This window comes from Streptomyces sp. NPDC047049 (assembly GCF_040643995.1).
Lineage (GTDB): Bacteria > Actinomycetota > Actinomycetes > Streptomycetales > Streptomycetaceae > Streptomyces > Streptomyces mooreae.
The window spans coordinates 192,041-208,279 of sequence record NZ_JBEYVM010000006.1 but is presented as its reverse complement, the minus strand read 5'-3'; the positions used below and the strand labels follow the sequence as shown (position 1 = coordinate 208,279).

14 protein-coding genes and 1 pseudogene are annotated in these 16,239 nt (G+C 71.7%); 8 read left to right on the top strand and 7 right to left on the bottom strand.

Annotated elements, in window-relative coordinates; all coding sequences use genetic code 11:
- Positions 1–53 precede the first annotated feature (53 nt).
- From ABZ851_RS17325 to ABZ851_RS17315, 3 genes are all read left to right on the top strand, one after another.
- The gene (locus tag ABZ851_RS17325) at positions 54–1,208 is read left to right on the top strand and encodes a DUF1266 domain-containing protein (RefSeq protein WP_361127876.1); all 1,155 of its coding nucleotides are present in this window, start codon (positions 54–56) and stop codon (positions 1,206–1,208) included.
- Positions 1,209–1,438: 230 nt separating this feature from the next.
- The gene (locus tag ABZ851_RS17320; protein ID WP_361127873.1) at positions 1,439–2,818 is read left to right on the top strand and encodes a deoxyribodipyrimidine photo-lyase; all 1,380 of its coding nucleotides are present in this window, start codon (positions 1,439–1,441) and stop codon (positions 2,816–2,818) included.
- Between the two features lie 186 nt (positions 2,819–3,004).
- Complete coding sequence (locus ABZ851_RS17315; RefSeq protein WP_361128236.1) at positions 3,005–3,949, top strand: YihY/virulence factor BrkB family protein; 945 nt, start codon at positions 3,005–3,007, stop codon at positions 3,947–3,949.
- Between the two features lie 194 nt (positions 3,950–4,143).
- On the opposite strand, the gene ABZ851_RS17310 is transcribed toward ABZ851_RS17315, so the two are convergent.
- On the bottom strand, positions 4,144–4,455 hold the full coding sequence (locus tag ABZ851_RS17310; RefSeq protein ID WP_361127870.1) for a 4a-hydroxytetrahydrobiopterin dehydratase: 312 nt from the start codon (positions 4,453–4,455) through the stop codon (positions 4,144–4,146).
- Between the two features lie 221 nt (positions 4,456–4,676).
- On the opposite strand from ABZ851_RS17310, the gene ABZ851_RS17305 reads away from it, so the two are divergent.
- The gene (locus ABZ851_RS17305) at positions 4,677–5,492 is read left to right on the top strand and encodes a helix-turn-helix transcriptional regulator (RefSeq protein ID WP_361127867.1); all 816 of its coding nucleotides are present in this window, start codon (positions 4,677–4,679) and stop codon (positions 5,490–5,492) included.
- 223 nt (positions 5,493–5,715) lie between these two features.
- Here the strand turns inward: ABZ851_RS17305 and ABZ851_RS17300 are convergent, their stop codons facing one another.
- The 3 genes and pseudogenes from ABZ851_RS17300 to ABZ851_RS17290 all read right to left on the bottom strand — a co-directional run bounded on the left by ABZ851_RS17300 (position 5,716) and on the right by ABZ851_RS17290 (position 7,445).
- Positions 5,716–6,135, bottom strand: coding sequence for a nuclear transport factor 2 family protein (locus ABZ851_RS17300; RefSeq protein WP_361127865.1), 420 nt, complete (start codon positions 6,133–6,135; stop codon positions 5,716–5,718).
- A 188-nt stretch (positions 6,136–6,323) separates the two neighbouring features.
- Positions 6,324–6,831, bottom strand: a pseudogene (locus ABZ851_RS17295) (HAD family hydrolase); the annotation flags it as partial.
- Positions 6,832–7,019: 188 nt separating this feature from the next.
- Positions 7,020–7,445 carry an OsmC family peroxiredoxin gene (locus ABZ851_RS17290; protein ID WP_361127862.1) on the bottom strand — a complete coding sequence of 142 codons (426 nt, stop codon included), beginning with the start codon at positions 7,443–7,445 and terminating at the stop codon, positions 7,020–7,022.
- 522 nt (positions 7,446–7,967) lie between these two features.
- Between ABZ851_RS17290 and ABZ851_RS17285 the strand changes: the two genes are divergently transcribed.
- Together ABZ851_RS17285 and ABZ851_RS17280 are read left to right on the top strand one after the other, a co-directional pair.
- The gene (locus ABZ851_RS17285) at positions 7,968–8,441 is read left to right on the top strand and encodes an SseB family protein (protein ID WP_361127859.1); all 474 of its coding nucleotides are present in this window, start codon (positions 7,968–7,970) and stop codon (positions 8,439–8,441) included.
- Between the two features lie 175 nt (positions 8,442–8,616).
- The gene (locus tag ABZ851_RS17280; RefSeq protein WP_361127856.1) at positions 8,617–9,705 is read left to right on the top strand and encodes a D-alanine--D-alanine ligase; all 1,089 of its coding nucleotides are present in this window, start codon (positions 8,617–8,619) and stop codon (positions 9,703–9,705) included.
- A gap of 100 nt (positions 9,706–9,805) precedes the next feature.
- Here the strand turns inward: ABZ851_RS17280 and ABZ851_RS17275 are convergent, their stop codons facing one another.
- Positions 9,806–10,459 (bottom strand): M15 family metallopeptidase, encoded by a 654-nt coding sequence (locus ABZ851_RS17275; RefSeq protein WP_361127853.1) that lies wholly within the window; start codon positions 10,457–10,459, stop codon positions 9,806–9,808.
- 530 nt (positions 10,460–10,989) lie between these two features.
- Here ABZ851_RS17275 and ABZ851_RS17270 point away from each other — a divergent pair.
- Positions 10,990–12,039, top strand: coding sequence for an acyl-CoA desaturase (locus tag ABZ851_RS17270; protein ID WP_361127850.1), 1,050 nt, complete (start codon positions 10,990–10,992; stop codon positions 12,037–12,039).
- Here the strand turns inward: ABZ851_RS17270 and ABZ851_RS17265 are convergent.
- A complete protein-coding gene (locus tag ABZ851_RS17265) occupies positions 11,969–13,375 on the bottom strand; it encodes an amino acid permease (RefSeq protein ID WP_361127847.1) in 1,407 nt (468 codons plus the stop codon). The two genes, ABZ851_RS17270 and ABZ851_RS17265, sit on opposite strands and share 71 nt — an antisense overlap.
- A 332-nt stretch (positions 13,376–13,707) precedes the next feature.
- Between ABZ851_RS17265 and tsaD the strand changes: the two genes are divergently transcribed.
- Complete coding sequence (gene tsaD / locus ABZ851_RS17260) at positions 13,708–14,781, top strand: tRNA (adenosine(37)-N6)-threonylcarbamoyltransferase complex transferase subunit TsaD (RefSeq protein WP_361127844.1); 1,074 nt, start codon at positions 13,708–13,710, stop codon at positions 14,779–14,781.
- A 170-nt stretch (positions 14,782–14,951) separates the two neighbouring features.
- Here the strand turns inward: tsaD and ABZ851_RS17255 are convergent, their stop codons facing one another.
- Complete coding sequence (locus ABZ851_RS17255; RefSeq protein WP_361127842.1) at positions 14,952–16,166, bottom strand: aminotransferase class I/II-fold pyridoxal phosphate-dependent enzyme; 1,215 nt, start codon at positions 16,164–16,166, stop codon at positions 14,952–14,954.
- Positions 16,167–16,239: the final 73 nt, after the last annotated feature.

Here is a 16,239-nt window from a genome sequence, read left to right as displayed (position 1 = left end):
CTCCGGCAGCCCCGGATACCGGCGGAGCAGGGCACGACCGTAGGGTCTGGCCCGTGGCTACTCCGGGATGGATGCCGCCGACGGATACCGAGCGGCGGCTGTACGAAGCGACGGTGCGTGGTGACTGGGACGGTCAGATCGCGGCGATCGCCGGTGAGGATCTGTATCTGGCGGCACCGCAGCAGGGCCAGGACCCGCTGCCCGTCTACGACGACCCGGCGGCGGGTGGTAAGTGCATTCCCGTCCTGACCCGCGGCATGCTGCCGCCGTGGCAGCCGCAGCAGTTCTTCGACCGGGTTTCGCTGGAGGAACTGGCACAGGACTGGCCGAACGGCAAATGGCGGCTCGCGGTCAACCCCGGGACGCCGTGTGCCGCGTACCTGGCCGCCTCCCCGGCCCACCGGGCGGGCTGGCTGCAGCGACGTGCTCAGGTCGGGGCCCGGCCCGGCGGCCTGCTCGTCACGCACTTCGGCGGTCCGCTGCACGGCCCGGTGGCGCAGGGGCTGGCGTGCGGTGCGCCGCTCGCGGTGCACCACAGCGTGCCGTGGAACGAACTCGGTACGGCCTTCCTCGATCACGCCGCCGATGCGCAGACGCTGCACGAACAGTGGTCGGTGACCGATCCCGCCGGCTGGCAGCAGCGCCTGGACCAGTTGCTCGGCGGACAGTTCGTACCGGCGGAGACGGAGACCGCGCTGCGGGCACGGGCCGGCGGCAGCGGCGCCGGGGCCGGGACCGGGACCGCCGGGCGCGCTGCGGACACGGCGGACGAGGCGGACACGACGGACGCGAGCCGGACCGATGAGGCCGGGGCGGGTTCCCCGGACACCGCCGCCACGCCGGCCGTCCCCGAGCTGGTGACCAGGTACGAAGAGCGGTTCCGGGCCGACGGCCTGCTGCCGTCGGCGGACGGCCGGGTGGTGTCGCTCGTCGCACTGGACCTCGCACATGCCGTCGCTCTCGTCCGCTGGGGCCTGGGCGCCCGGCTGTGCGCACCGCAGCAGGCCGAACAGGCCGTGACGCAGGCCGGCGCGAAGGCCAGGGAGGTGTACGGCTCGTGGGAGGAGTTCGCCGCGGGCTATGCGCTGGGGCGGATGCTGGCGTTCGACAACGGCTGGTTCGGGCCGGAGTACGCGCAGGCCGTGCACCTGCACCGGGTCCTCACCCAGGACCCGGGCTCGCCGTGGCGCGGGCTGCCGTTCGCTTGACGGGAGCGCGTCGCTCGACCGGGAGCGCGTCGCTCGACCGGGACGGGGCCGCTGGACGGGGGCAGGGCACGTCGCTTGACCGGAGTGCGTCGCTGGACGGGACCGGGCCGCTGGACGAGGCGCGTCGCTTGGCCAGGGTGCGTCGCTGGACAGGACCGGGAGTGCGTCGCTGGTCGGGGGCGCGCCCCGGCGGGCGGTCGCGCGGCGCGGGTTCGGTGTAGACGTAGGGCATGGATGTAGCCGTTTGCCTGTTCAGCTCCGACCTCCGGCTGCACGATCAGCCGGTGCTGCATGCCGCGCTGCGCTCCGCGGCGCGGGTGGTGCCGCTGTTCGTCGTCGACACGGGGGTCGCCGACGCGGGGTTCATGGTGCCCAACCGCGCGGCGTTCCTGGCCGGCGCGCTGGCGGATCTCGATGCCGGGTTGCGCGGTTGCGGCGGTCGGCTGGTCATCCGTACGGGGGATGTGGTGGCCGAGGCCTGCCGGGTGGCGGCGGAGACCGGAGCCGGCGAGGTGCATCTCGCGGCCGGGGTGAGCGGCTACGCGCTGCGCAGGGAGCGGCGGTTGACCGACGGCCTGGCGGCGGCGGGGCGGGCGCTGGTGGTACACGACGCCGTCATCACGGCGCTGCCGCCCGCCGCGGTGCTGCCCTCCGGTCCGGGCAAGGACCACTTCGCGGTCTTCACGCCGTACTGCCGGCGCTGGCAGGCCGCGGGGCTGCGGTCGGTGCTGCCCGCGCCCCGGTCCGTACGCGTCCCGGACGGGGTGCGGTCCGAGGACCTGCCGTCGGCGGCTGACCTGTGCCCGGGCGGGAAACCGTCGCCCGCGCTGCCGGAGGGCGGCGAGCGGGCGGGGCGCCGCCGGTTCGGGGCCTGGCAGCGCTCCGGCATGGCCGACTACCAGGACCGGCAGGACGACCTGCCGGGCGATGCCACGTCACGGCTCTCGCCGTATCTGCACTTCGGCTGCCTCTCGCCGGTGGAGCTGGTGCACAAGGCGTCGGCCCGCCCGGACGCCGGTGCCGAAGCGTTCGTACGGCAGCTGGCCTGGCGGGACTTCCACCACCAGGTGCTGGCGGCCCGCCCCGGCGCGGCGAGCGCCGACTACCGCACCAAGGGCGACCGCTGGCGGTACGACGACGCCGAGGTGACGGCGTGGAAGGAGGGCCGTACCGGCTATCCGGTGGTCGATGCGGGGATGCGGCAGCTGCTGCACGAGGGGTGGCTGCACAACCGGGCGCGGATGCTGGTGGCGAGCTTTCTGACCAAGACGCTGTATGTGGACTGGCGGGTGGGCGCCCGGCACTTCCTGGACTGGCTGGTGGACGGCGATATGGCCAACAACCAGCTCAACTGGCAGTGGGTGGCCGGGACCGGCACCGACACCCGCCCCAACCGGGTACTGAATCCGCTGGTCCAGGCCAGACGGTTCGACCCGCGGGGCGAGTACGTACGGCGCTGGGTGCCGGAGCTGGCCGGTCTCGCGGGCGCCGCGGTGCACCAGCCGTGGAAGCTGACCGGGCCGGAGCGCGCGGCGTACGACTATCCGGATCCCGTGGTGGACCTGGCGGACGGGCTGGCGCGGTTCAAGCGGGCACGCGGGCTGGAGTAGCCAGGGTGGCCGGGGTGGCGTAGCCGGGGCGGGTTGGCGTAGCGGGCCGGGGTGGCGTAGCGGGGCCGGAGCGGAGCGGCCGGGACCCTCGGGCGGCCACCGTGTCGTGAGCGGCATCCGTGCCAGGAGATGATGCAGGACGGATACGACGGATACGACGGATGCGACGGAGAGGACGGATACGACATGGCCGGGAGCGGTATGCGCCGCGGGCTGGACCGGACGCAGCTGGACCGCGCACTCGGGGCGGCGGGGCCGAGGCAGCCGGCCGCGCTGCCGACGTGGGCCCAGTTCCGTACCGCACTGCGCCGTACACCGTTGTCGGTGTGGCACGACGATGTGACGGACTGGGCCGCGAGCCTGACCTACTACTCGGTGCTGGCACTGCTGCCGACGCTGATCGTCACGGTGTCGCTGATCGGTCTCGCCGATCCGGCGGCCACCGAGCAGCTCATCAACCAGATCACGTCGATCGCACCGGCCCAGTCGGGCCCGACCGTGCACCGCGCGCTGGTCGGCATGGCGCATCAGCGCACCGCCGCCTGGGTGGTGCTGGGCGGCGCCCTGATCAGCGCCCTGTGGTCGTCCTGCAGCTATCTGGCCGTCTTCCGCCGCGCGCTGCACGCCATGCACCGCGCCAAGGACGACCGTCCGCCGTGGCGCAAGGCACCGCGGATTCTGATGACGGCGCTGCTGCTGATGGCCCTGCTGATCAGCAGCGCGGTGGCCCTGCTGGTGAGCGGGCCGATCGCGACCGCACTGGGCCGGGCCGTCGGGCTGGGCGAGGCGGGCGAGGCGACCTGGAACCTGCTGAAGTGGCCGCTGCTGCTGCTCCTGGCCACGGTGCTGGCGATGGTGCTGTTCCGTTCCGGCCCGCCCAGCTCCCGCGGCGTGCGCAGAGCGGCGCCCGGCGGTGTCGTCGCCGTGCTCCTCTGGCTGGTCTCCTCCGGCGCCTTCGCCGCCTACACCTCGTACGTCGGCACCTTCAACCGGCTCTACGGTTCGCTCGCGGGGCCGGTGGTGTTCCTGATCTGGCTGTGGTTCTCCCACCTGTCACTGCTGTCCGGCGCCCAGTTCAATGTGGAACTGGCGCGCGCGGGGCGCGTGGTCCGGCCGCGCTCGGGGAGCTGAGGGCGGGCCGGGACGGTGTGGAGCGGGCTGAGCGGCCACGGGGCGGGGCGGGGCGGCCGCGGGGGCTCGGTCCGGCCACCGCGGCCCAGCCGCACTCCGGGGGCGGTGTCGCGCCCCCGGAGCGACGAATCGGACCAGCGGACTCCACGGCCCAAGGTGACGGGCCGGCGGACTCCATGGCCCGAGGCGACGGGTCAACGGGCTCCGTGCCCCGGAGCGATCGCCTCGATCCGGTGGGCCAGGCCGAAGTCGAGATGGGTGATCCGTCCGCCGAGGCTGTGGGTGTTCACCGAGACCGCGAGCCGGTTGTACCCCAGCGTCAGCTCGGCGTGATGGCCCAACTCCTCCTGGATCTGCGCGATATGGATGACCATGGCGGCGGCCGGGAAGTGCCCGTGGAAGGCGTAGCCACGGCACAGCATCCCGCCCTCGACGGACCAGCCGGGCAGCTCCGCGAGACGGTCCTCGATCTCCTTGAAGCTGAGCGGTTCCAGCTGAGCGGTCATGGCGTTCGCCTCTCCCCGTGTGCCGGCCACCGATGAGCCGGCCCCGATACGCATGAATACGAATGAATATGCACGGTTATGGTGCCCCGGACGGCCGCCGCCCACTGCCACGACGCCCGCGACCATTCCAGCGTGGCACGCCGACGACACTTTCGCGCACCCACGGCGCGCGCTCCTCCCGTACACCCCGCCCGCACCGGCCCTCGGCTACCGTCCCTCCCATGACAACTGCTGCGGCATCCTCGCCGGAGACGACCACGGGCGTGGGCTCCCTGCTGCGCGAATGGCGCGACCGGCGCCGGATCAGCCAACTGGAACTGGCCCTGCGCGCCGACTCCTCCGCCCGCCACATCAGCTTCATCGAGACCGGCCGCTCCCGCCCCAGCCAGGAGATGGTGCTCCGCCTCGCCGAACACCTCGACGTCCCCGTAGGGGAGCGCAACGCCCTGCTGATCGCAGCGGGCTACGCCCCCACCTTCCCTGAGACACCGCTGGACGACCCGTCGATGGCCGCCCTGCGCTCCGGCATGGAACGCCTCCTGACCGGCTACGAGCCCTTCCCCGCCCTGGTGGTCGACGGGACCTACCACGTACAGGCGGCAAACCGCGGTGTCACCCTGCTGCTGGACGGCATCGCCCCTGCCCTCCTCCAGCCCCCGCTGAACTCCATGCGCCTCACCATGCACCCCGACGGCCTGGCCCCCCGCATCCGCAACTACCGGGAATGGCGCAGCCACCTCCTCGCCCAGATGGAACGCCAGTTGGCCCTGCTGCGCTCCGCCCGCCTGCGCGCCCTCTACGACGAGGTGGTCGCCTACCCCCTGCCCCCGGGCGGCCACGAAACGGCAGCCTTCGGCGAACACGCCCCCTTCGCCCTCCCCATGATGCTCGAACACCACAACGCCGTGCTCTCCTTCATCTCAACCATCGCCACGTTCAACACCCCGATGGACGTGACCGTCTCCGAGCTGGCAGTGGAGACCCTGCTGCCGGCCGACCCGGAAACCGCGGCGTACCTGCGGGAGACGGGCCCGTAGGGGACGGACGGCGGCTGCCCGGGCTTACGGGAGGGCTCGGGCCGTACGGGAGGGCACGGGCCTTACGGGAGGGCACGGGCCTTACGGAGAGCTCGGCCGAGGGGACGGCACGGGCCGGACGGGAGGGCTCGGACTTACGGAAGAGCTCGGACCGTACGGAACCGGCTCGGCGGCTCCGCCGCGCGGCGGCTCGACGGCTCGACGGCTCGACGGCTCGGACACTTCAGCCTGCCGACGGCACCCGGTCCAGAAACCCGCACACGGACCGAATCCGCCCATCCTCCCCCAGCCGCACCACATCGAACCCGGCCACCGGCGCCGAACCATCCGCCACACTGACCAGCTCCCACCCGAACCGCGCCATGTCATGGTGCCCGTCCACGCCCCCCAACTGCCGGAACACAAACCCGGGGAACTGCGCATGCGCCCCCGCGATGGCCGCCGCCAGCCCCTCGTGCCCCACGACATCGGCCAACGGGTCCGTATACGTGGCGTCCTCCCCGAAGGCCGCCGCGACAGCCTTACCCCGCGCCCCTTCCTCCGTCGCATTCCACGCCTCGAAGTACCGCGCCACCGCCGCCGCGTACCACTCGCCCGCGCCCGACGCCTGCTGCCCAACCTGCTGCTGCTCCTGCTGAGTCATCACGTACTCCCGCTCCTGGTGAGATCCAAACGGCACCGGCACCAAGCACGGCCGCCGGCACCGCTTCACGGGCCGGAGTGCGCCGGCCCGTGAACCGATGACTTCACCTTGCCGGGTGGTGGGGTGGGGGTCGATTACGCAGGAGGTAATGGGCGGGCCAGGCCGGCTATACCGACGGACGACGTCATTCAGCGCTCTCGCCCGTTGAACTCCGAGATGGCTTCCGGCAGTTCCATCAGCGACTCGATACGGAACGTGGGCAGCTCGCGCGCCTCCACGGTGTTCCACTGGACCGTCGCCCATGGACCTCGGTGAACGAGTGCAGTGTGCATACCAGCGGCCACCGCGGGGCGGAGATCGTTGTCCACGCGGTCCCCGACATACAGAATCTGATCGTCCGCGAAGGGGACAAGGTCGGTCACCCGCTCGAAGAAGAGCCGATCGGGCTTGCTGGCTCCCCAGTCATCCGACGTGCCGATCAAGTCGACATCGTTGGTGAACAGACTGCGGAGAATCCCGCCCGCCCGCACGGTTTGGTTCCCCGCGATGCCGAGCCACAGCCCATCACCGCGCAAGCGCGCCAAGGCGGGCCGTACATCGGCGTACAGATCTGACTCGTCAAAGTGCTCCGGCCAACGCGATGGCCGCACCGAACATCGCAGCGAACGTATGCCGCGGCACGCCGAGCCAGTCAGCGTGGGGAGTTGGTCTTCCACCTGGACGGTCCGCCTGTCCACGGAGCGACTGAGGGGATGCCGGAAGTGTCGAAGCCGCCGCGGCCGAACGCGGCACCGCGCGCCACGCGGCGGAGCACTTCGCGTGGACGAATGCCCCCTCGTACCGACGGAAGCGGAGAGGGGGCGTGGTGTGGCGCGTTCGCGGGGTCAGGAGAGGGTGGCGGTGAGGGTGATCGTGGTGCCGGCGAGGGCCTGGCTCACCGGGCAGTTGACCTTGGCGTCCTCGGCCGCGGACTTGAAGGCGGACTCGTCGATGCCGGGCACCTGGCCCTCCACGGTGAGGTGGATCCCGGTGATGCCGGTGCCGGGCTGGAAGGTGACGGCGGCGTTCGTCGTGAGCCGCGTCGGTGGGTTGCCGGCCCCGGTGAGCGTGTTCGACAGGGCCATGGAGAAGCAACTGGAGTGGGCGGCGGCGATCAGCTCCTCGGGACTGGTCTTCCCGTTGGGCTCTTCGGCGCGGGAAGCCCAGGTCACGGGGAAGTGACCGACTCCCGAGGAGTCGAGCGTGACCTCCCCCAGGCCCTTGAACAGCTCGCCCTCCCACTCGGTGTGAGCGTTACGTGTGGTGGCCATGGTGACCCCTTTCTGTGTACGGATGTCGCGGTGGGTGTGGATGACGCCCGTGTACGGATGTCGACCGGATGTCGCTCTGCGTGCCACGGCGCGCGGATTGTCATGACGTCCGGTGTGCGAGGACGTCCGATGTGCGAGGACGGCTGGCGTGCGAGGACGCCTGGTGTGCGATGGCGTCTGGTACTGCAGGGCGCCCCTCTCCGTGCGGATGTCGTCAACTCCCCGATCGTCCGCCCTGGGGCGGTCTGGCCGGGTTTACGACGCGCCGCACCATGCGACTCGGCGGTCCGTCCGCACTCGGGAGGAGTCGGGTGACCGGTCGCCTGACCAGGAAGAACGTGGTTGTCGCCGGTCCCTTGACCGGGAACGTTGCGGAGTACGTGGGGCGGCTTAGCCTTGGAGGTATTGCCACGCTTGCCCCGGCCCCCTGCCGCTGGGCGGCATCCGGCGGCGACTGCGGCAACCCGCGCCGACCCGTGTCGAGCGGGTGGCCGGTGAGCAACGCCGACGAGAGGACAAGCCATGAGCCCCCTGACCCCAGACGAAAACGCGCCCCCGGCCGGAGAACCTTCCACCGACGGCACACAGTCCGCAGCGGAGGCGGCGGACACCCAGGCCGCCCTGGTCGAGCTCGCGGCCAGCGTGGCACTGCTGCCGCAGGCGCCACCGGCCGAGGGCGAGGAGGAGCGCCCCGAGGGCGCTGTCTCCCTGCCGGTGATCGAACAGGACGGCAACCGATACGTCCCCGTCTTCACCACCGAGAATGCGCTGCTGACGGCCGGCGGCGACCTGGAGACCGCGCTCCGCATCCCCGTCGTCGACCTGGCCGCGAACTGGCCGGCGGACGACCTGTGGATGGCGGTCGACCCGTCTTCCGAGCAGGGCCTTGCCCTTCCCCCGGACCTGGTGCGGGCGCTGCCCGTCTTCAGCCGGCACGCCGATGACGCGGTCGGCCGGCCCGGAGAGGCCGGTGCGGAGGGAATGGAGGGAGCGTAAGGCTGCGTAAGGCCAAGGAGGCGGCGACGGGCGGCGGAGAGCCTGGTCCGCCGCGGGCCGGACAACCCGCGTCATCCGCCGCGCAACCGCGGGGTATGGCTGCTCGTCGGTGAGCGCAGCGCCAGTTCCTGCAGCACTCCGTCTTGGCGCGGCCCTGCCGGCGGAGAAGTGGCGCATGCTCGCCGCATGCGGGAGGGCGGGCGACGGTGTGCGGCAGAATCGCGCTATGCGCGTAGTGGTTTTATGTGGTGGAGAGAGCTCCGAGCGGGATGTTTCGCTGGCCTCGGGCCGGTCGGTTGCCCAGGCCTTGCTTGAGCGGGGTCATGAGGTGGTGCTGGTCGATCCGGCCGCAGCGGTGCCGGTCCTGGCCGGACCGCTGCACCCCGGTGATGCGATCGACGGATTCAGCGTCGCGAAGGAACCACCGTCCCTCTCCGATCAGCAGCAGTGGCGGCGGCGCATGTACGCGGCTCTGACGGACGGGCCGGTCCTTGATCTCCTGCGTGGAGCGGAGGCCGTCTTCCTGGCGCTGCACGGTGGCTGGGGTGAAGACGGGCATGTGCAGTCGCTGCTGGAAACGGCGGGCATCCCGTTCACCGGTGCGGGCAGCGCGGCGTGTGCGGCGGCCTGGCACAAGGGCCGGGCGCAGGCGGTACTCGGGGCGGCGGGACTGCCGGTCGTCGAACGGGCGCTGTGGCGGCCCGGGGACGGGGACGTGCCCGCGAACGTGGAACGACTGGTTGCGGCGGGTCCGGTGGTGGCAAAGCCGACAGCGGACGGGTCAAGTGTGTCGGTGTACCGGGTCGACTCGCTGTCGCAACTGGGCCAGGTTGCTGCCGAGATGCGCCCCCGTGGGGTCGAGATGCTGGTGGAGCCGTTCCTGCCGGGACGCGAGTTCACTGTCGCCGTGGTCGGTGAGCAGGTGCTCCCGGTGGTCGAGATCGAGCTGACGACTCCGGTGTGGGATTACGCGGCCAAGTACCAGCCGGGAGCGGTGAGCGAGGTGTGCCCCGCGCGGGTCCCGGCGGCCTTCGCTTCCCGACTGCAGGAGCTGGCCCTGGACGCCCACCAGGCGTTGGGGTTCGACGGTAGTTCCTACTCGCGCACCGACTTCCGCTGCGATACCGGTGGCGAGCCGATGTGCCTCGAAGTGAACGCGCTCCCGGGCCTGACGGCAACGAGTCTGCTGCCGCTCGCGGCGACCGGGGCCGGCTGGAGCTACCCCGGCCTGGTCCAGCGCATCCTCGACCTCGCGATGCACTGAGCACCGGCCAGGTCCGCACGGACGAAGCAACCCCGCATGGGACGGATCCTCCCGCGTGCGTGCCGGTCTCCGGGGCGTCAGCCCAGTTCCCGCGGTCCCGTCAGCCCAGTTCCCGCGGTCCGTAGAGGGCGTGGCCTGCACCCGTGGCGAGTGCCCAGTAGCGATCGCCGTAGGACCAGTGCCACCACTCGGTCGGGTAGTTGACCATGCCCGCTGCGGTCAGGGCCTCGGTGAGGATCTGACGGTTGCCGCGCGCCTCCGCACTGATGTTGTGTGCGGCGGTATAGCAGGCGCCCTCACTCACTTCCGGACTGGCATCGACCGGCGTTCCCATGTCGAGTTCCCGGCCGTCGGCGGCGACGAGAGTCACGTCGACGGCAGCGCCGGCGCTGTGCGGGGCGATCTCCGGGGGAGACACGAACCGGCTTGCGGCAGCACGCACCTGCTCCGAAGACCAGCCGGGGTTGTCGTTCCGGAGCCTTTCGGCATACCGCTCGAAGTAGAACCGTTGCACCGCAGGTGGCCGGTACCCCTCGATGAACAGCAACCGGATACCGTCCGGCAGCAGCTCCCGGGCATCGAGAAGGCGGTTCAAGACGCCTTCTCGCAGGTGCGCGAAGGCCCCGGCATCGTCTTGCTCCCGCGTGTCTACAGGGAAGGGCTCCTGGCGTCGCACATCAAGGAGTGGTTCGTCGCAGTCCTTCACCGGTATGGCTGCAATCTTCGGATCTGACATCAAAACGATCTCGGTCATGGGCTGATCATTGCGCACCGGCCTCGACGACGCCCGCTCAACCGCCTGATCAGAACCAGACACCGGACGCATCACCCTGCCCTGCTCCAACTCGCCTTCGTTGGCAGAGTTGGTGGGGCCGGAGGATGCGGCCGAGAGCGGCATCGACGAGCTCGACTCCCCGGTGTTCGTGGTGCGCGACGGCCCACAGGTCGTGGCTGCTGCGGGATATCGGAGGTGGCCGGCGTCGACCGCGCACCTGTGTGTGCTGACCGCTCCGCAACGCAGAGAGATCGGCGGTCAGTTGAGTGTGCGACTGGGACTCGATCAGGGCGTGGGACGAAAGCCGATCACGTAGGTTCAGGGTCTTCCTGCCTACCGGCCTTGAGGCGGGAGGGGCGGGAACGGTAGTGGTAACCCCCCACCCGGTCCGGGGGTGAACCATCCGTCGAAGCGGGGGCGGACCAGCTATCCGGACGGGGGCGAACCAGCCGTCCGGACGGGGGCCGACCGGCTGTCCGGGCGGGCGCGGCGGCAGAAGACTCGTCCGCATGACAACGAGGCTTGAGAACCCTTCCCGGCCCGCCGATGCGGCAGCGCCCGTCGGCAGCGACTTTGCGCGGCTGTCGCGGCGCATCGTCGCGGCCGGGCTGCTGAAGCGGCGGCCCGGGTACTACGCGGTGCGGCTGTCGGCCGTGAGCGCGGCGTTCGCCGGGGGCTGGGTGGTGTTCTTCGCACTGGGCGACAGTTGGTGGCAACTGGCCGTGGCCGTGTTCCTGGCGTTCGTCTTCGGGCAGATGGCGCTGGTCACCCATGATGTGGCGCATATGCAGGTGTTCCGGCGGCGTCGGCCCAGTGAGGTCGGTGGGCGGCTGTTCGGCAACCTGGGTGTGGGGATGTCGTACGGCTGGTGGATGGACAAGCACACCCGGCATCACGCCAACCCCAACCATGAGGAGCTGGACCCGGATGTCGCGCCGGACATCCTGGTGTGGTCGCAGGACCAGGCGCGGGCCGCCACGGGGCTGCCCCGTTTCATCGGCCGTTATCAGGCGCAGTTGTTCTTCCCGTTGCTGACGCTGGAAGGGTTCAATCTGCGGGTGTCGAGCATCCGCGCGCTGCGGTCGCCCACCATGAAGCACTGGGGCTGCGAGGCGGCGCTGCTGCTGACGCATATCGGCCTGTATCTCGCCGCGCTGTTCCTGGTGCTGTCACCCGGTAAGGCGCTGGCCTTCCTCCTCGTTCACCAGGCCCTCTTCGGTGTGTATCTGGGGTGCACCTTTGCGCCCAATCACAAGGGGATGCCGACGCTGACGGGTGACGCCCGGCCGGACTTCCTGCGCCGTCAGGTGCTGACCTCGCGCAATATCCGGGGCGGGGTTCTGACCGACTTCCTTCTCGGCGGGCTCAATCACCAGATCGAGCACCACCTCTTCCCCAGCATGCCGACGCCGCATCTGCGCCGTGCGCAGGAGATCGTGCGCGCCTACTGCGCCGAGATCGGTGTCCCGTACCACGAGACGGGGCTGATCAGGTCGTACGCGGAGGCACTGCGGCACTTGCGGCGGGCGGGGGAACCTCTTCGGAGTCCGCGGGCGTAGGCGCATCCGTCGTGGCAGTCGTGGCCGTCGTGGCCGCGGTCTCCGCCTGGCGTGCCGTACGCCGGGCCGCCATGAAGACGTAGACCAGGATGCCGGCGAACAGGAAGAGCACACCCTGGTAGATCGCGGCGTAGCCGGCGCCGGCGACGAGCCAGAAGGTGAAGCCGAAGGCAGTCAGGGCGAGGGTCAGATCACGGGCGAAGCGGGCGGGGCGGACCTGGTCGCGGCGGCCGGTGAGCAGGAAGTAGACCTGGGCGCCGGCGGCGAGGAGGTAGGGGACGGTCGCCGAAAAGGTGGTGATCAGGACGAGGATTTCGAAGACGCCGCCGGACCCGATGAGGTAGTTCATCACCGTGAGGGCGCTGGCCAGCACACCGGCGGCCAGGACGCCGAAGGTCGGGACGCCGCGCCGCTTGGTCAGGAACGGCGCGGGGAACAGCCCGTCCTTGGCGGCGGCGTACGGGGACTGGGCGCTCATCAGGGTCCAGCCGTTGAGGGCGCCGATGATCGAGACGACGGCGGCGAGCGCGACGACCGTACCGCCCCAGTGTCCGCCGAACATGGCGTTCACCGCGTCGGAGAACGGCGCCTGGGACTTCACCAGCTTGTCGTGGGCGACGGTGCCGAAGACGGCGACGGTGCCCAGGAGATAGACGACGGCGGAGCCGATGGTGCCGAGCACGGTGGCCCGGCCGACGTTGCGCTCCGGGTCGCGGACCTCGCCCGCGCTCATCGCGGCGGACTCCACACCGACGTAGGAGTAGAGGAGGATCGCGGCGGCCGCGGACATTCCGCCGGCCGCGCTGCCGCTGCCTTCGTGGAACGGGCCGAGGTTTGCCGGGTCGAAGAAGAACAGGCCGACGACGGCGATGAAGAGGAGCGGGATGAACTTGAGGACGGTGGAGACCGTCTGGACCAGGCCGACGTAGCGGGTGCCGGCGAAGTTGGCGAGGGCCGGCAGCCAGAGCGCGCCGAGTGCGATCGCGAGGTCGGCGCCGCGGGAGGGGTGGCCGGGGAGGAGGACGTGGACGTAGCCGACGATGGCGACCGCGAGCGCCGCGTTGCTGACCCAGGTCATGGTCCAGTACGACCAGGCGGAGAGGAATCCGGCGAAGTCGCCGAACGCCTCGCGCGCGTAGACGTAGGGGCCTCCGGTGTCCGGGTGGCGCTCGGCGAGCCGCCCGAAGACCAGGGCGAGCGCGAGGGCGCCGATGGTCAGTGCGCCGAAGGCGACCAGGCTGACGGTACCGAACGGGGCGACCGAAGCCGGCAGCAGAAAGATGCCGCCGCCGATGATGTTCCCCATCACCAGGCAGGTGGCGGTGAACAAGCTCATCCGAAACGGTGACTTGGCTTGCGTGTGCAGGTCAGAGCCGGTCTCGGGGGTCTGAGCGGCAGGGCTGCGGTGCATGTGGGGCGCATCTCTCGTCGTGCCAGGCTGTCCGGTGTGCCGGACCGGTGCACATGGTCACCGGATCAGCGGCACGCTTCAAAATCGCCGTGAATACTCCCGCCACGGGGGCCTGTCGGTGAAAGATCTGCGGTTTCGCGGGGGGACTACGGGATTCCCTGGGGAGGCCCACTTATTGCGTAGGATCTGCAATAACTAACACTGTGCAATTAGGCATCAGGCACTACCCCGGGCGCGGTGTGCGAGAGGAGAACGGCATGCGTGGGACACCCGTCGTGCTGGGCATCGAATCGTCCTGTGACGAGACGGGCGCCGGGCTGGTGCGGGACGGCCGGCTCCTGGGGCACGCCGTGGCGTCGAGCATGGACGAGCACGCCCGGTTCGGGGGCGTGGTGCCGGAGATCGCCGCCCGCGCCCATGTCCACTCCTTCGCCCCGGTGGTGCACCGGGCGCTGGAGCAGGCCGGGCTGCGGATGTCCGATGTCGGGGCGGTCGCGGTGACCACCGGGCCGGGGCTTTCCGGTGCGCTCCAGGTCGGGCTGGCCGGGGCGAAGAGCCTGGCGTACGCGCTGGACGTGCCGCTGTACGGGGTGCACCACCTGGCCGGCCATGTAGCGGCCGACACCCTGGAGCACGGTCCGCTGCCCGACCCCTGTGTGGTGCTGATCGTCTCCGGCGGCCACACCTCGCTGCTGCTCGTCCGCGACCTGGCCCGCGATCCGATCGTGCACCTCGGCGACACCTTGGACGACGCCGCCGGCGAGTGCTTCGACAAGGTCGCCCGGGTCTTCGGGCTCCCTTATCCCGGCGGGCCGGCCATCGACCGGACCGCGCGCGAGGGCGACGCGGGCGCCGTGCGGTTCCCCCGTCCGCTGACCGGGCCGCGTGATGATCCGTACGGCTTCTCGTTCTCGGGGCTCAAGACCGCCGCCGCACGATGGGCGGAGCGGCACCGCGGCCGGGCCCTGCCGGTGGCGGACGGCGCGGCCGGGCTGCAGGAGGCAGTCGCCGATGTCCTGACCCGCAAGGCGGTGGCCGCCTGCACCGCCCACGGCGTCGGCACCCTTGTCGTGGTGGGCGGGGTTGCCGCCAACTCCCGGGTCCGGAGCCTGGCGGAGGAGCGCTGCGCCGCCGCCGGGATCACCCTGCGGGTGCCGCCGCTGCGGCTGTGCACCGACAACGGCGCGATGATCGCCGCCATCGGGGAGCTGCTGGTCCGGGCGGGCACCGCACCGGCCCCGCTGGATGTCGCGGTCGATCCGTCGGCGCCCCTGGAGTACGCCGCGCTGCATCCGGTCGCCCGTACTGGTGCCGTGAACGTACCTGCCTGACCGCTATGGACCGAGCCGGGTCCGGGGGCGCATCCATCTGGTGGGCTCCGGCGCGCGCGGCGGCGGGAGCGGGGCGGGCGGGGACGGGAGCCGGCAGGCGGGGTGGGGCCCGCGGGCGGGGACGGCACCGGCGGGCGGGGACGGCACCGGCGGGCGGGGCGCGGTGGTGATCATCCGTCCGCGGACGTCGTGAGTCCGGCCAGCGCCCGTGACAGGGCGGTCAGCGCCTGGGTGACGTGCGGGAGTTCCAGCGGGTCCGGCGCGGCCAGGACGCGTTGCCGCAGCTCCCGGTCGGCGCCGAGCAGCGCCTCGGCGCCGAGGCGTACCCGCAGGGCGCCCGGCGCGTCGCCGAAACGGTGTCCGCCGCGTGCCCCCCAGGGCGCCAACTTCCGCTCCAGTGCGTGGGATTCCACCGTTCCGCGGGCCGCCATCGGCCGGCGCAGCGGTTCGAGGTCGGCGTAGAGATGGCTGCCGGAGTGCGGCGGGCGGCAGAGGGCGCCGGCCTCGGTGAGGGTGTGGTGCAGCGCCGCGGCGAGCATGCCGTACATCCGGGCGGCGGTGGCCGTACGGGCGCGCACCTCGTCGGGTTCGCCGAGCGCATGGGTGACGGCGCAGCCGACCGGCCCCGGAATCGGCACCGGGACCGCGGTGAGCGCGTCCAGAGCGGCGGCCCGCAGGACGGCTCCACCCTCGGTGCCGGGGAAACGGGCCAGCGCGGCCGGCCAGGAGGCGGGCACCAGCGTGGCCCGCAGGTCGGTGAGCACCACGACCTCGCCGGGCAGCATCTCGGCGGGGCTGAGCAGCACGGTGTCATGCGGATCGTGCAGCAGATCGCGGCGCGTCTCGTCGCTGATGATCCACAGCCCTTCCTGCGCCGCCGCTTCGCAGACCTCGTGCAGTTGCTCGGGCGCGGGGCAGGTGCCGGTCGGATCGTCGGCGACGGACAGGACCAGGACGCGCGGGCTGTCGCCGTGCATCCGGGCCCGGCGGACGGTCTCCAGCAGCGCGAACGGGTCGGGCACGCCGCCCGATTCCGCCGGTACGGGCGCGAGGTGCACCGGGCGCCCGAGTTGCCGGGCGGGCGGCGCGTACCACTCCGAGCAGGGCCGCGGCAGCACCACCGCCCCGTCCGTCGCGGCGTACAGCGCGAGGAGCAGGGCCGGTGCCCCGGGGGCGGCGAGGACCCGGTCCGGGGTGGTGACCAGGCTGCGGCGTTCCCAGTAGCCGCAGGCGGCGGTGCGTAGTGGCGCGCTGCCGCCGGGCGGCTCGGCTTCGGTGCGGTCCGCCGCCGCGGAGAGGTACGCGGCGAGCTCCGGCAGGACCGGCAGGCCCACCGGCGGATCCGGCTCCGGCTCCCGCTGCGGATCCGGGGCGGTCCGCTGCATCCGTACCTCCACTCCACGACGGCGGGTCGACCGTGGGCCCCTCGCCCTGGGGAAACGCCCAGGACATCCCCTG